The sequence below is a fragment of the Clostridium beijerinckii genome (assembly GCF_036699995.1).
Taxonomy (GTDB): domain Bacteria; phylum Bacillota; class Clostridia; order Clostridiales; family Clostridiaceae; genus Clostridium; species Clostridium helianthi.
This window is the reverse complement of record NZ_CP144906.1, coordinates 4,275,630-4,290,333: the sequence shown is the minus strand read 5'-3', so window position 1 is coordinate 4,290,333 and position 14,704 is coordinate 4,275,630. Positions and strand designations below refer to the sequence as shown.

Sequence of the window (14,704 nt, the reverse complement as noted above, 5' to 3'; positions counted from 1 at the left end):
ATTTGAACATAATAAGTAGGCCAAAATTTTATCCCTTATAAGTTTTATTTGAAAAAGTTACACTTTATAAGGTTAGGGGAGATGTGCATGATGGATACAATTAATTATAGTATGGAAGGAACAGTATTTGATATACAGAGATTCTCTATACATGATGGCCCAGGAATTCGTACAATAGTTTTTTTAAAAGGATGTCCTTTATCATGCTTATGGTGTAGCAATCCTGAATCACAGAAAATTAAACCTGTCATAATGTATCAATCTGCGAATTGTATTCATTGTGGAAGATGTATTTCAGCCTGCAAAATAGGTGCAATTAGTGTTAATAATAAAGGTTTTATAAATAGAGAAATTTGCACAGCATGTGGTGAATGTAGCAATGTTTGTCCAACAAGCTCTTTAGTCTTAAAAGGTAAAAAAATGACGATTGAACAAGTTATAAAAGAACTCAAAAAAGATGCTATAAATTATAGACGATCTGGTGGTGGAATCACTTTATCAGGAGGAGAACCACTATTACAGTCAGATTTTTCAAAAGAACTTTTTAAGGCATGTAAAGCACAAGGTTGGCATACAGCTATTGAAACTACAGGTTATGCAAATTCAGAAACTATTGAAAAAGTATTTCCATATATAGATTTAGTGCTTATGGATATTAAGAGTACAAATCTTGAATTACACAGAAAATACACAGGAGTTTCTAACGAAATAATTCTAAATAATGCAAAGAGAATTTCTGAAATATCAAAAATGGTAGTTAGAGTACCATTAATACCAGACTTTAATTCTTCAATTCAAGATATTTTGGAATTATGTAGGTTTACTAAAACTTTGAATAACATTGATACGATTCATTTGTTACCATACCATACTTATGGTGAAAATAAATATGAACTCCTTGGAAGAGATTATCTTATGAAAGACTCACGGTCATTAAAAGAAGATGAGATTGAAGTCTTAAAAAAGATTATTGAGGATCAGGGGATTAAATGTATTATTGGTGGTTAAAGATATAATTTTAGAATGGAGGAGTCAAAATGGATCAACAATTGATTGAAAAGGTAATGAAACGGGTTTCTAGCGAACTTGGAATATCTGTTAAAAATCAAAATAATGATTCTCAAAATATAAGCAAAAATACTAGTGGAGGAATAGGTGTTACTGAATTTGTAGGTACTGCAATAGGAGATACTATTGGACTAGTAATTGCAAGTGTAGATCCACTACTTACAGAAACTATGAAATTAGGAAAGTACCGTTCAATCGGTATCATAGGCGGAAGAACTGGAGCTGGACCTCAAATTATGGCTGTTGATGATGCTGTTAAAGCTACAAATACAGAAGTTATTTCTGTTGAATTACCTAGAGATACTAAAGGCGGAGCAGGTCATGGAAGTTTAATTTATATAGGAGCTGATGATGTTTCAGATGCTAGACGTGCAGTTGAAATTGCACTTTCAAGCTTAGATAAATATTTTGGAGATGTGTATGCAAATGATGCAGGACATTTAGAATTTCAATACACAGCTAGAGCAAGTTATTGTTTAGAAAAAGCTTTTGGAACGCCATTAGGCAGAGCTTTTGGAATGGTTTGTGCAGGACCAGCTGCAATTGGAACAGTTTTAGCTGATGTTGCTGTAAAAGCTGCTAATGTTGATGTTGTAGGTTACTGTTCACCAGGAAACGGAACAAGTTTCTCAAATGAGGTTATATTAACTTTCAGTGGTGATTCGGGAGCTGTAAGACAAGCTGTAAGAGCATCAATTGAAGTAGGTAAAAAATTACTTGGTGCGTTAGGTGATGAACCTAAATCAACTACAACACCTTATATTTAAGCAGAGAACCAAAATCTACGATTTTGTGTGAATCGCTTACTCAGTGAACGCATGTGAGTCGAGTTTCCTTAAGAATAAGTGAAAGTCCAAATCTGCGATTTGGTTACTTGAACTTAGTTAACTCATATATGAGTTAACCTCATTAAAAATTGATTTGGTGTGAATCACTTACTCAGCGAGTGAATACGAGTCGAGTTTCTTTATCAATATAATATATTAAATTCAATATTTTCTATATAAAGTTAAATATAAAAAAACAAAAGTTTACCTAAAATTTAAGGAGGTATTTAATATGAATTCAGATGCATTAGGAATGGTTGAAACTAAAGGTTTAGTTGCTGCAATAGAAGCAGCAGATGCTATGGTTAAAGCAGCAAATGTTAATTTAATAGGATATGAAAAGATAGGTTCAGGTCTAGTAACAGTTATGGTTCGTGGTGATGTTGGCGCTGTAAAAGCAGCAACTGATGCAGGGGCTGCATCTGCTAGATTAGTTGGAGAAGTTGTTTCTATTCATGTCATTCCACGTCCTCATATGGACACTGAAAAGATTCTTCCTAAATTCGTATAAGAAGATTTTAAATTATAATGAGATAGTTATGCAAAAAGAAAATATTACAGTAATTGTTTTTAGAGCTTAGGAGGGATAACGTGGAAATAGATGAGAAAAGACTAAGAGAATTAGTGATTAAAGCCATACAATTGCTTCAAGCCGAAAGCTCCATACAGAATTTATTTATTCCCACAAAGAAACTGTATGTAATATTTACTGAAGAGTGGAATAGCAAGTATTCATCTATATTTGAAGAATTAGATAAGCGAAACGAATATGACGTTTATGCAGTATTACCAGATGGAATATATAATGATTTTCACTTAAGTAATTTGAAAAAATTTAGTGTATGTAAATCCGTAATAAGTAGAAAGAATGTTGACTTTGATGAATCATCAGAATATCTCACGGTATTTCCAGTAGTTCCTAGAGAAATCGTAGTTAAAACAGCATTATGCATTGATGATATTTTTGAAAGTAGATGGATTTTTAAAAGTATGGAAAAGGGGCAAAGAATTATTTTGCTCAGTTCAGGACTTGAGAAATTTACTGGCAAAGAGCCACCTAGTTATATTAATAAGATATTAAATTATTACAAGACTTTGTTAGAATTTAATATTGAAATAACAAAGGATATTTTTCAAATTGAAGAATATGAAAATAAATTTGGTGAAAATAGTTCTCTGGTCTATGAAAGTACAGAATATAATGAGGTTTTAAATAATAAAGATGGCAAAAGAATAATTACTGTTCAGGAAATAGAAAGATATAAGAATGATAAAAAATTATTCTTATATTCAGGAGATATAATAACTGAGTTAGCTAAGGATAAGGCAAAGAATTTAAACATTCAAATTATTAGAAGAAGTTAGAGCATATTCAAATGTATCGTTTAGTATAATAAAGATTTTCATAGAATGCGAGATTACTCGTATTTTATGAAAATTGTAAAAAGATGCACACATTAATAAAGATTAAAGTGAGGTGGCAGGATGAAAGAAGCATTAGGTTTAGTTGAAACAATAGGTTTATCAACTGCTATTTTAGCTGCAGATGCTATGGCGAAAACGGCTAATGTTAATATAATTGACCTTGAAAATACTAAGGGATCCGGGTACATGACGATAAAAGTTTCAGGAGATGTTGGAGCGGTAACAGCTGCAGTTACAGCAGGAAGACAAGTTGCTACTGAAAACAACGCATTCGTTTCATCTAAAGTAATTCCAAGACCTTCTAATAATATAGAAAGCGCTTTTTGTCAGCCTAAAAAGGAAGAAGATACTTCTTCTATCACAGAGAATAATATAATTGAAGAAAGTAATGTAAGTGAAGAAAATAATATTATTGAGGGAAATAATACTGTTGAAAACAAAGAATATTTAGAAAATCCCGTAGTTGTATTAGAAGAGGCTTTAACTGAAAAAGTTGAAAAGCAGGAAGATAAGCAGGAAGAAAATACTTCTCAAAGTGAAGGGGCAGTAGTTGAAAATAATGAAGACATCAATCAACCTGTAGAAGATGGTATTCAACTTAAGCAATCTGATATAGAAATTTCTCAATCTCAGTCAGAAGAAAAGAGAACTAGAAAAACTAGCAGTAGAAAAAAAGGAAAATAATAAATAGCACTTTTTAAGCTGCTAAAAGAAAGGACTGCGATTAGCATGTATATGGCAAAAGTTGTTGGTAATGTTGTAGCTACGAGAAAAGATGATTCATTAGTTGGGTATAAGCTAATGATTGTAAAGAGAATAGATGTAAAAGAAAATTTTATTGGCAACGAAGAAGTTGCAGCAGATTATGTTGGAGCAGGTATAGGGGATTATGTATTACTTTGTAAAGGGTCAGCTGTACGTGTAGAGAAACAAAAGGTTGCTATTGATATGGCTATTATTGGAATCATAGATACAATTGATGTCTAAAGATGTATTTATTCCATAATCAAGAGAGGAGGTTAACATGGATATAAATTATAAATTTTTTAATAACGAAGAATTAAAAAGTGGTGTTTTTTCTTCAGTGAATGATGCAGTTCTAGCAGCGGTAGGTGCATATAATCAATATAGCAAATTTACTTTGAATGAAAGACAAGAGATTATTGATTCTATTAAGAAAAAGCTTTTATGTAGAGTTGAGGAAATAGCTTATATGACAGTTGAAGAGACTGGAATGGGGAATGTACATGACAAAATTGAGAAACTTATTCTAGCGATTAAAAAAACACCAGGAATAGAAGAATTAATTACTGAAGTGAGAACAGGAGATAATGGGATGACATTATATGAACTATCATCTTATGGTGTTATCTGCGCTATACATCCATGTACTAATCCATGTGCCACATTAATTAGTAATACAATAGGGATGCTGGCAGCAGGAAATGGAGTTGTTCATTGTCCACATCCAAGAGCAATAAAAGTGTCAAAATATGTTACAGAGATAATCAGTATTGCAATAAGAGAAAGATGCGGAATAGATAATTTAGTTGTAACCCTAAATGAAAATTCAATTACTTGTACCAATGAAATTATGACTCATCCAGATATTTCAATGGTGGTTACGACAGGTGGTAATAATGTATTACGGCAAGCAATGGCATCTGGCAAAAAAGTTATTGGAGCTGGTCCTGGTAATCCTACGACTATTGTTGATGAAACTGCTGACATCAAAAAGGCTGCAAGAGATATTGTGAGGGGAGCTTCTTTTGATAATAATATAATGTGTATTTCAGAAAAAAGCATAGTAGCTGTTTCAAGTATTGCTGATTTATTAGTAGAAGAGCTTGTTAGAAATAATGTATATTACGTAGATAATGATGAGGAAATGCTTAAACTCACAGTAGCTACATTAACAAGGGACATGACCTTAAATAAGAGTCTTGAAGGTAAAAGTGCAAATGAGATTTTAAAGGCTGCAGGAATTGTATGTGAAAGAGATATTAAGCTTATTGTAGTTAATACTATAAAGCAGCATCCATTTGCAACAGTTGAAATGCTTATGCCACTTGTACCATTAATAAGAGTAAAGAATTTTGAAATAGCTTTGGATTCAGCACTTGAAATAGAACAAGGATTCAGGCACACAGCAACAATTCATTCTCAATCAATTGAAAGATTAAATGTAGCAGCAAAAGTAATGCAGACGGCAGTATTTGTTAAAAATGGCGCTTCACTTGTAGGAATTGGATGTAATGGTGAAGGTGATACCAGCTTTACAATTGCTACAATCACAGGAGAAGGTACTACTACAGCAAGGCATTTTGCAAGAAGAAGACGATGTTCCCTAACAAATGGTTTTTCAATTAGGTAGGAAAGGAGAGGAAGTTTTGAAAAGTGTGTATATTAAAACAAAAATATATTCAGGAGAAAATTCTCTGAAGCGCCTAGAGAAATTTAAAAATACAGATATCTGTGTGGTATGTGATCAATTTCTTGTGAAAAACGGCAGCGTAAAAGGTCTACTGAGTTTTATTAATGACAGTAATAATGTTTCTGTTTTTGATGAGGTTATTCCAGACCCGCCACTAAATGTAATTGGAAAAGGTGTTGCTCTTATTAAGAAAAATAATCCTAGCATAGTTATTGCGTATGGTGGAGGCTCTGCTATAGATACAGCGAAGGGAATTATTTATTTCGCAAAACAGCAAAACTTTATTGATAAAGTTAATTTTATAGCAATTCCAACTACAAGTGGAACTGGATCTGAGGTAACGTCAGCGACAGTAGTTACTGATACTGAGACAAAAACAAAGCATATTATTTTTGATGATGTGATGCTGCCAGATGAAGCAATCTTAGATGCAAATCTAACAGTTTCTGTTCCAGCAGACATTACTGCAAACACAGGAATAGACGTTTTAACTCACGCAATAGAAGCATATGTTGCAAAAGATGCAAATGTATATTCAGATGCATTAGCTGAAAAAGCTGTTGAATTGGTCATTGAATCTTTGGTACAGTGCTATAAACAAGGTACTGACATCGCAGCAAGGAATAAAATGCATGAAGCATCTAATTTGGCAGGTATGGCTTTTAATATAGCGGGTCTTGGTATAAATCATAGCATTGCTCATCAATTAGGAGGTAGATTTCATATTCCGCACGGACTTGCCAATTCAATCTTAGTAAATATTGTAATAGATTATAACTGTGAAGATCATGAGATTTTAAAGAAATACGCTAAATTAGTTTATAAAACTGGTATGGTGGAAAAAGCACAAAGTGATGAATTTGCAGTTGAAGTTTTAAAAACATATATTAAAACACTGACGAAGATTATGAATATGCCTCAAAACTTAAAAGAGTGTGGTGTAGATAAAAATGAATTTGACAATGTAAAATCAATTATAGCTGAAAATGCACTAAAGGATGGATGTACACAAGCAAATAGAAGAGATATTACAAAATTTGGTATGGAACGACTGCTTCAATTAGTGTACTAACCTAATCTTAGTATGATAGAATATATTTAGAAAAATATATTCTTGTGATGTATGAAGGAGTGGGTTAAATGCATGAATTCCATGATAGAACAAAAGGTGAAATCGTTGACAGCAATACGCAGATTGATGAAAATTTAATTAATAAATTTAATATAATCAATTTATTTGGCAAAGAAACATTAGAGGATATTCAAGAAAAGATATCTAGAGCAACAGGCCTTGCATTTGTTACTGTTGATTATAAAGGTGAACCAATTACCAAAATGACTTCTTTCACAGAATTTTGTAGCGAGATTAGAAAAAATAAGAAAGCAGAATGTGTCTGTAAGTCTTCCGATGCTTTTGGTGGAATTCAGGCAGCAGTTACGCAAAAGAATTGCGTATATTTTTGCCCTTGCGGATTACTTGAAATTGCAATACCTATAATCGTTAGAGGCCATTACCTAGGTGGCTTTATTGGTGGACAAGTGAGATGCTTAGATGCACCTTCAGGAGTAAGTAAACTTGAAAATGTAATAAAACATTCCCAAAATTATAGGGAAGATAAGCATATGTTAAGTTTGTTTGAGTCTGTTCAATTATATGATTATGAAAAATTTATGAGTGTTGCGGAATTAATTTCTCTTATTATAAATCAATTGGGAGAGAAAGAAGCATATAGATTGATGCAAAAAAACTCATTAAAAAAGGAAGTTGAGGAATTAAATAATTCTAAAAAAGAACTTGAAATAGAAAATGCATTGAAAAAAAATGAACTTATAAATCTCAGAGCTCAATTAAACCCACATTTTTTAATCAATGTTTTGAATTCGATTTCTAATTTAGCAGCCATTGAAGATTCACCTAAGACAAATGAAATGATTGTAATGTTTGCAGATTATTTAAAGCAGAGTTTAGGTAGTCAAAAGAGCTATACAAATTTATCAGATGAATTCGAAAATATTGAAAAATATTTGAAGATTCAGAAAGTTAAGTATGGAAATTTGCTTCAATATTCAATTAACATGAATGAAAAAATGCATTATCAAAGAATCCCAAGCCATATTATTATGCCATTTGTGGAATATGCTGTTTTTTATGGAATTGCAACAAAGAATAATGGTGGAAAAGTAGCGGTAACTTCTTATTATGAAGGTAAGGATGTTGTTATATGTATTTCTGACAATGGATCTGGATTTAGTGATGAGGCAATAGCTAAGAAATTCAAGATATATAAAGGTGGTTATGAGGGAGAATCTATTCAGATAAGCATTTCCAATGCAAGAGAAAAGCTCATAACATTATTTGGTGAAAAGTATGATACCTTTATTGAAAATACTGAAGGAGAAGGTACAAGGAGTATTATAAGATTTCCAATAAAATTCGAAGAAAGGAATGTCTAGATATGTATGGAGTATTAATTGCAGATGATGAACCACTAATGAGAGCATCTTTAAAGGTTATGATATCTAAAGTTGAAGGATTTGAGGTCTTATATTCTGTTGGTAGCGGTGAGCAGGCAGTTGAGATATGTAAAAATAATAAAATAGATATTGTTTTTATGGACATCATGATGCCGGGTGAATCAGGGATAGAGTCTAGTAAAAAGATATACACCATTAATCCAAGTACCACTATTTTTATTGTATCATCTTATAACAGTTTTGATTTTGCAATTGAAGCTTTAAAAACTAAAGTTAAAGAGTATATATCAAAACCTGTATCCTTTTCTCAAATAGAAAAATTATTGAGTAATTATAAAGATGAGAATCAGAATGTTAAAAGTGAGATAGAAGGGAATAAGTATGATAGTCTACTTTTAATGATTAAAGAAAAAAATTACAAAAAAATGTATTATGAAATTCCTAATATAATAGATGAGATGTGTTCTTCTAAAAAGTCTGATACAAAGTTACTAAGAGAAGAATTTATGCAAATAGGAGAAAATCTTATTAATTCTGTCCAACTGCTAAACAAAAAGCCCCAAAAGCTTAATGAGCTATTTCCGATGGAAGAACATTTAGGCAATGAGAAAAGATTTTTCGAATTTTGGTTATTCAAAGTTATGAATTATGTTTTTCAACAAAATAGCATAAAAAAGTATTCAATATTAAATGATGTGTTTAGTTATATTGAAAATCATATTGAAGAAGAGATTGGGTTAAATGAGATAATTAATAATTGTTCAGTAAGCCAAGGCTATTTAAGTAGAATTTTTAAAAGGCAGTTTAACATAAGTGTTATGGAATATTTGCACATGAGAAAGATTAGTATGGCGAAAAGTTATTTTTGTTTTACTGATTTAAGTATTACGGATGTTGCATTTAAACTTGGATATAATGAGAGCAGTTATTTTAGCAAAGTGTTTAAGAAGTATGAAAATACAACGGTCTATAAATATAAAAAAATGTTGTAGAATCAGAAAATCAAGGTAGGTGATAAAACATGAGCGAATATTTTGTTACATCAGAATCTGTAACTGAAGGACATCCTGATAAAATTTGCGATCAGATATCGGATGGAATTTTAGATGCATATTTAGCACAGGACAATAATTCAAGGGTCGCAGTGGAAACCATGGTCTCAAAGAATACAATTATGATAGCAGGAGAGGTTACTTCAAATGCAAAGGTGAATATTGTTGATGTTGCAAGAGAGGTTGTAAAAAATATTGGTTATACGAAAGAAGAATATGGTTTTGATTATAAGACCTGCCTAGTGTTTACAAATATCAATAAACAGTCTCCAGATATTGCTTTAGGTGTTGACAAAATAGAAGAAAACAGGAAGATTACTAAAGAAATATTAGGAGCTGGTGATCAAGGAATTATGTACGGGTATGCCTTTAATGAGACTGATAATTATATGCCATTAACGTGTGATTTAGCCAATAAACTTACAATGAGGTTATCCAAACTTAGAAAAAGTGAAGGAATTCCTTGGATTCGTCCTGATGGTAAATCTCAGATTACAATGAAATATGATAGTAATGGGAATCCAATTAACATTTCAAGCATAGTAATTTCAATTCAACATGATCCAGATATTGACTATGATTATATGAAAAATGTTATTGAATATGAGGTTATTCGTAATGTTATTGATAGCAGGTGGATTAAATATGATACGAAGATACATATTAATCCTACCGGAAGATTTGTTATAGGTGGTCCTGCAGGCGATACGGGTTTAACGGGACGAAAAATTATGGTAGATACTTATGGTGGAATTGGAAGACATGGTGGTGGAGCCTTTTCAGGAAAAGACCCCACAAAAGTAGATAGATCAGCAGCATATATGGCAAGGTATGTGGCAAAAAATATGGTTGCTGCAAAGCTGGCTGATAAGGTTGAATTATCCTTAAGCTATGTAATTGGAGAAGCTGAACCAGAAGCAATAACTATTAATACATTTGGAACTGAGAAAGTAGATATTAAAGATATAAGAAAAATAATTAAAGAGACTTTTTCTTTTTCGGTTGCTAATATTTTAGAGCAACTTGATTTAAAGAAACCACAATTTTTTAATACAGCCGCCTATGGTCATTTTGGGCGTGAAAATAAAAATTTTAAATGGGAAAAAACTGATAAAGTGGAAATCTTGAGAAAGAAGGCAATGCAATGTGTTTTGGAAAATTTTAAATAGTATTTAAGGAGTTTGATGTTATGAATATCTATGCATTAATAGCAGCATTTGGTGGAGGAGCTTTAGGAGCACTTCTTGGATCAATACCTGCTTTTATTTTAACGGGAATTTTAGCAGTTGTTGGAGGAATTTTAGGATTAGCAGGTATTGCTGAACCAACGATTGGAAATATTACTTTTGGTTCTTTTTTAGGTCCTCATATTGCATTTGCAGCAGGAGTAGCGGCAGCAGCATTTGCTGGGAATAAAAGAAAAACATTGAGCAATGCAAACGATGTATTAACACCATTATATTCAATTAATGATTATACAGTAATACTCGTTGGAGGTTTATTCGGAGTTATAGGTTTTTTATGTCACTATGTTTATGGTGCAGTATTGAACTTTAAAACAGACCTTCCTGCTATTTCTGTTTTCACCGTTTTGATGATTTCGAGATTAGTATTTGGTAAGACAGGTCCAGTTGGTAAGTATACTGGGGCAGGCAAAAGAGATTGGCTTCCTGATACAAAAACATTAGTTAATCATATTGTGCTTGGATTAACAGTTGGAATTGTTGTAAGCGGCATTGCTATATCAATGGTTAATTCAGGTGTATCACCTAAAGTTATGTCTATGTATCCTATTGTTTGCTTTGGAATTAGTGCAACTTCATTGATTTTCTTGCAGACTGGTTTTGGAGTTCCGGTAACACATCATATCACTTTACCAGCTGCAGCGGCTACGGTTATGACAGGAAATATATTTATAGGTGTTTGCGTAGGAATTGCCTGTGCAATAGCTTGGTTAATTGCAGGAAAAGCTATTAACAGTTATTGTGATACTTATATAGACCCACCAGCTACAGTAATATTTATTTCAATGTTTATTATTAATGCGATGTTCATTTAGATTTATATGTTAAAAAATAAGGAGGAATTTATTATGAATAATGAAGCTTTAGGAATGGTTGAAACAAAAGGCTTAGTTAGTGCAATAGAAGCAGCTGATGCAATGACAAAGGCAGCGAATGTTATGCTTGTTGGATATGAAAAAATTGGATCAGGACTTGTAACTGTAATGGTTCGAGGGGATGTTGGAGCAGTAAAAGCGGCTGTAGATGCTGGAGTTGCAGCTGCAAGAAATGTTGGCGAAGTGATTTCGCAACATGTTATTCCAAGACCACATATTGATACAGAAAAGATATTACCAAAAACTTTATAGAGTTTTTATAGGATATCTAGAGAGTGAGTTGATAAAATGCATAGCGAAGATGTAGTAAAGTTAATTACTAAAATAGTTGTAGATAAAATCAAAGCATTAGAGAATTATAAAATTCCTATTGGCGTATCAAATAGGCATGTGCACCTAAGTCAAAAGGATTTAGATATTCTATATGGTCTAGGATATAGCTTAACTAAAAAAATTGATTTGAAACAACCAGGACAATTTGCAGCTAATGAAACTGTAACGATTAGAGGTCCTAAAGGTGAATTTGAAAATGTCCGTATTTTAGGACCGATAAGAAGTGAAAGTCAGGTTGAAGTTTCAATGACAGATAGTTTTAGATTGGGGGTAAAACCTCCAATTAAAGAATCAGGACAACTAGAAAATACTCCAGGACTTGAAATTATAGGACCTAAAGGGAGTGTGAAAATTCCAAACGGAACAATCATTGCTTTAAGACATATTCATATGACACCTGAATATGCTGAGAAAATGGGAGTGAAAGATAAGGAAATTGTTGAAGTGGAAACTATGGGCGAAAGACATGGTATCTTAGGTAATGTTTTAATAAGGGTTTCTGATAAGTCTTCTCTTGAAATGCATGTGGATGTTGATGAAGCTAATGCTTGTGCTTTAAAAAATGATGACTTTGTTATCCTGCATAGGAAGTAAGCAGTTAGTTACAAATTAATTATGATAGGAGAGATAAGAATGTTAATAAATAGTGACATATTAACAGAATTCTCCAATTTGATTGCTGAAAATAAAAGTAATTCATTTGAAGGAGAGCTTAAAACGGGAGTTGACCTCGGAACGGCCAATATTGTTGTATCAGTTGTAGATGCCAATAATAATCCTATTGCAGGAGCTACTTACCCTTCTACAGTTGTTAAGGATGGAATTGTAGTAGATTTTGTAGGGGCTATAAATATAGTAAAAAATTTAAAAGCCAAGGTTGAAGAGATAATTGGTAGAAAGCTTCTAACAGCTGCAACTGCTATACCACCAGGAATTATTTCCGGTAATGTAAAGTGTATATCCAATGTTGTAGAAGCAGCAGGATTTGAAGTTATAAATGTTGTGGATGAGCCAACAGCGGCAGCTAGGGTGATAGACATTAAGGACGGTGCAGTTGTTGATGTTGGAGGTGGAACAACAGGAATTAGTATATTGAAGGATGGACAAGTAATTTTTACTGCTGATGAAGCAACTGGGGGTACACATATGACACTTGTGCTTGCAGGATATTATGGAATATCAATTAGGGAAGCAGAAGAATTAAAGAAAGATCCGAAAAAAGATAAAGATATATTTCCGATTATTAAACCTGTAGTTCAAAAAATGGCATCAATAGTAAAGAGATATTTAAACGGTTATGACGTATCAGAAATTTACGTTGTTGGAGGGGCTTCATCCTTTGAGGAATTTAATGACGTTTTTGAAAAAGAAATAGGTATTAAAACCATAAAGTTTAATGAGCCTTTATTAGTAACGCCTTTAGGCATTGCAATGAACTGTAATAGAGGATGAAAATTTTAAAAAGAGGTGTATATAAATGGATGTAGATGTAGTATTAGTTGAAAAACTAGTTAGACAAGCAATAGAAGAAGTGAAAAATAAAAACTTATTAAATTTGGATAAAGTTGATTCTACAAAAAATTACGGTATTTTTGAAACTATGGATGCGGCAGTTGAAGCATCATTTGTAGCACAAAAACAATTATTAAATGCTTCGATGACGAACAGACAAAAATATGTGGATACTATAAAAGCTACTATCTTGAAAAAAGAAAATCTAGAATTGATTTCAAGAATGTCTGTTGAAGAAACAGAAATAGGTAAATATGAACACAAATTAATTAAAAATAGAGTAGCAGCCGAAAAAACACCAGGAACAGAAGATTTAACTACAGAGGCTATGACAGGGGATAATGGGCTTACTTTAGTTGAATATTGTTCATTTGGAGTAATTGGAGCTATTACGCCTACTACAAATCCTACTGAAACTATCATTTGTAATTCTATTTCTATGATTGCTGGTGGAAATACAGTAGTGTTTAGCCCACATCCAAGAGCAAAAAACGTTTCAATAAAATTAGTAACTATGTTAAATAAAGCATTAGAAGAAGCAGGGGCTCCTGATAATCTTATAGCAACGGTTAAAGAACCTTCTATTGAAAATACAAATATTATGATGGAGCATCCAAAAATCCGAATGCTCGTAGCAACTGGTGGACCTGCTATTGTTACTAAGGTTATGTCCACGGGGAAAAAAGCTATTGGAGCAGGTGCTGGAAATCCGCCTGTTGTTGTTGATGAAACTGCTGATATAGAAAAAGCCGCTATTGATATTGTTAATGGATGCAGCTTTGATAATAATGTTCCATGTATAGCTGAAAAAGAAGTCTTTGCGGTTGATCAAATATGTGATTATTTAATACATTACATGAAACTGAATGGAGCTTATGAAATTAAAGATAGAAACTTAATTCAAAAGCTTTTAGATTTAGTTACAAATGAAAATGGCGGACCTAAGGTTTCTTTTGTAGGTAAAAGCGCACCATATATTTTAAATAAGCTTGGCATTTCAGTTGATGGTAGCATAAAAGTAATTATTATGGAAGTAGATAAGAATCATCATTTTGTTCTTGAAGAAATGATGATGCCTATTCTACCTATTGTAAGAACAAAAGATGTAGATGAGGCTATTGAATGTGCTTACGTTGCTGAGCATGGAAATAGACATACAGCTATAATGCATTCGAAAAATGTGGATAAACTTACAAAAATGGCAAGACTTTTAGAAACAACTATTTTTGTCAAAAATGCACCATCTTATGCTGGAATAGGTGTTGGTGGGGAAGGAACTACAACATTTACTATTGCAGGCCCTACTGGTGAAGGTTTAACAACAGCAAGGTCTTTCTGCAGAAAACGTAGGTGTGTTATGGTAGATTCATTTAATATAAGATAATCTAGTCAGTTATGATAATATATTTCCCTTTATACTTTGTAACTATGTTTACCTAGCAGAGTACTATTGGAAAAC

At 32.4% G+C, this 14,704-nt stretch carries 16 protein-coding genes; all 16 read left to right on the top strand.

What is annotated here, in order from left to right; genetic code table 11:
- Nucleotides 1-87 precede the first annotated feature (87 nt).
- Nucleotides 88-1,008, top strand: coding sequence for a glycyl-radical enzyme activating protein (locus PZA12_RS19835; RefSeq protein ID WP_077845080.1), 921 nt, complete (start codon nucleotides 88-90; stop codon nucleotides 1,006-1,008).
- A gap of 29 nt (nucleotides 1,009-1,037) precedes the next feature.
- Nucleotides 1,038-1,835 carry a propanediol utilization microcompartment protein PduB gene (gene pduB, locus PZA12_RS19830; RefSeq protein ID WP_078114686.1) on the top strand — a complete coding sequence of 266 codons (798 nt, stop codon included), beginning with the start codon at nucleotides 1,038-1,040 and terminating at the stop codon, nucleotides 1,833-1,835.
- A gap of 292 nt (nucleotides 1,836-2,127) precedes the next feature.
- On the top strand, nucleotides 2,128-2,406 hold the full coding sequence (gene pduA / locus PZA12_RS19825) for a propanediol utilization microcompartment protein PduA (RefSeq protein ID WP_012060215.1): 279 nt from the start codon (nucleotides 2,128-2,130) through the stop codon (nucleotides 2,404-2,406).
- Between the two features lie 80 nt (nucleotides 2,407-2,486).
- The gene (locus PZA12_RS19820; RefSeq protein ID WP_078114687.1) at nucleotides 2,487-3,260 is read left to right on the top strand and encodes a hypothetical protein; all 774 of its coding nucleotides are present in this window, start codon (nucleotides 2,487-2,489) and stop codon (nucleotides 3,258-3,260) included.
- A 120-nt stretch (nucleotides 3,261-3,380) separates the two neighbouring features.
- Nucleotides 3,381-4,004, top strand: a complete 624-nt coding sequence (locus PZA12_RS19815) for a BMC domain-containing protein (RefSeq protein WP_078114688.1) — start codon at nucleotides 3,381-3,383, stop codon at nucleotides 4,002-4,004.
- A 45-nt stretch (nucleotides 4,005-4,049) separates the two neighbouring features.
- A complete protein-coding gene (locus tag PZA12_RS19810) occupies nucleotides 4,050-4,307 on the top strand; it encodes a EutN/CcmL family microcompartment protein (RefSeq protein WP_012060212.1) in 258 nt (85 codons plus the stop codon).
- 37 nt (nucleotides 4,308-4,344) lie between these two features.
- Complete coding sequence (locus PZA12_RS19805) at nucleotides 4,345-5,694, top strand: aldehyde dehydrogenase family protein (protein ID WP_078114689.1); 1,350 nt, start codon at nucleotides 4,345-4,347, stop codon at nucleotides 5,692-5,694.
- A gap of 25 nt (nucleotides 5,695-5,719) precedes the next feature.
- The gene (locus PZA12_RS19800) at nucleotides 5,720-6,826 is read left to right on the top strand and encodes a 1-propanol dehydrogenase PduQ (RefSeq protein ID WP_242964256.1); all 1,107 of its coding nucleotides are present in this window, start codon (nucleotides 5,720-5,722) and stop codon (nucleotides 6,824-6,826) included.
- A gap of 68 nt (nucleotides 6,827-6,894) precedes the next feature.
- The gene (locus PZA12_RS19795) at nucleotides 6,895-8,208 is read left to right on the top strand and encodes a sensor histidine kinase (RefSeq protein ID WP_077845086.1); all 1,314 of its coding nucleotides are present in this window, start codon (nucleotides 6,895-6,897) and stop codon (nucleotides 8,206-8,208) included.
- 2 nt (nucleotides 8,209-8,210) lie between these two features.
- Nucleotides 8,211-9,221, top strand: coding sequence for a response regulator (locus PZA12_RS19790; RefSeq protein ID WP_077845087.1), 1,011 nt, complete (start codon nucleotides 8,211-8,213; stop codon nucleotides 9,219-9,221).
- A gap of 29 nt (nucleotides 9,222-9,250) precedes the next feature.
- Nucleotides 9,251-10,450 (top strand): methionine adenosyltransferase, encoded by a 1,200-nt coding sequence (gene metK, locus PZA12_RS19785; RefSeq protein ID WP_078114690.1) that lies wholly within the window; start codon nucleotides 9,251-9,253, stop codon nucleotides 10,448-10,450.
- A gap of 20 nt (nucleotides 10,451-10,470) precedes the next feature.
- On the top strand, nucleotides 10,471-11,340 hold the full coding sequence (locus tag PZA12_RS19780; protein ID WP_078114691.1) for a hypothetical protein: 870 nt from the start codon (nucleotides 10,471-10,473) through the stop codon (nucleotides 11,338-11,340).
- A 33-nt stretch (nucleotides 11,341-11,373) separates the two neighbouring features.
- Entirely contained in the window at nucleotides 11,374-11,652 is a 279-nt protein-coding gene (gene pduA, locus PZA12_RS19775; protein ID WP_012060205.1) for a propanediol utilization microcompartment protein PduA, read from the top strand.
- Between the two features lie 36 nt (nucleotides 11,653-11,688).
- Nucleotides 11,689-12,327 carry a phosphate propanoyltransferase gene (locus PZA12_RS19770; RefSeq protein ID WP_012060204.1) on the top strand — a complete coding sequence of 213 codons (639 nt, stop codon included), beginning with the start codon at nucleotides 11,689-11,691 and terminating at the stop codon, nucleotides 12,325-12,327.
- A 39-nt stretch (nucleotides 12,328-12,366) separates the two neighbouring features.
- Nucleotides 12,367-13,185 (top strand): ethanolamine utilization protein EutJ, encoded by an 819-nt coding sequence (gene eutJ, locus PZA12_RS19765; protein WP_078114692.1) that lies wholly within the window; start codon nucleotides 12,367-12,369, stop codon nucleotides 13,183-13,185.
- A gap of 25 nt (nucleotides 13,186-13,210) precedes the next feature.
- Nucleotides 13,211-14,629 carry an aldehyde dehydrogenase family protein gene (locus PZA12_RS19760; RefSeq protein WP_078114693.1) on the top strand — a complete coding sequence of 473 codons (1,419 nt, stop codon included), beginning with the start codon at nucleotides 13,211-13,213 and terminating at the stop codon, nucleotides 14,627-14,629.
- Nucleotides 14,630-14,704: the final 75 nt, after the last annotated feature.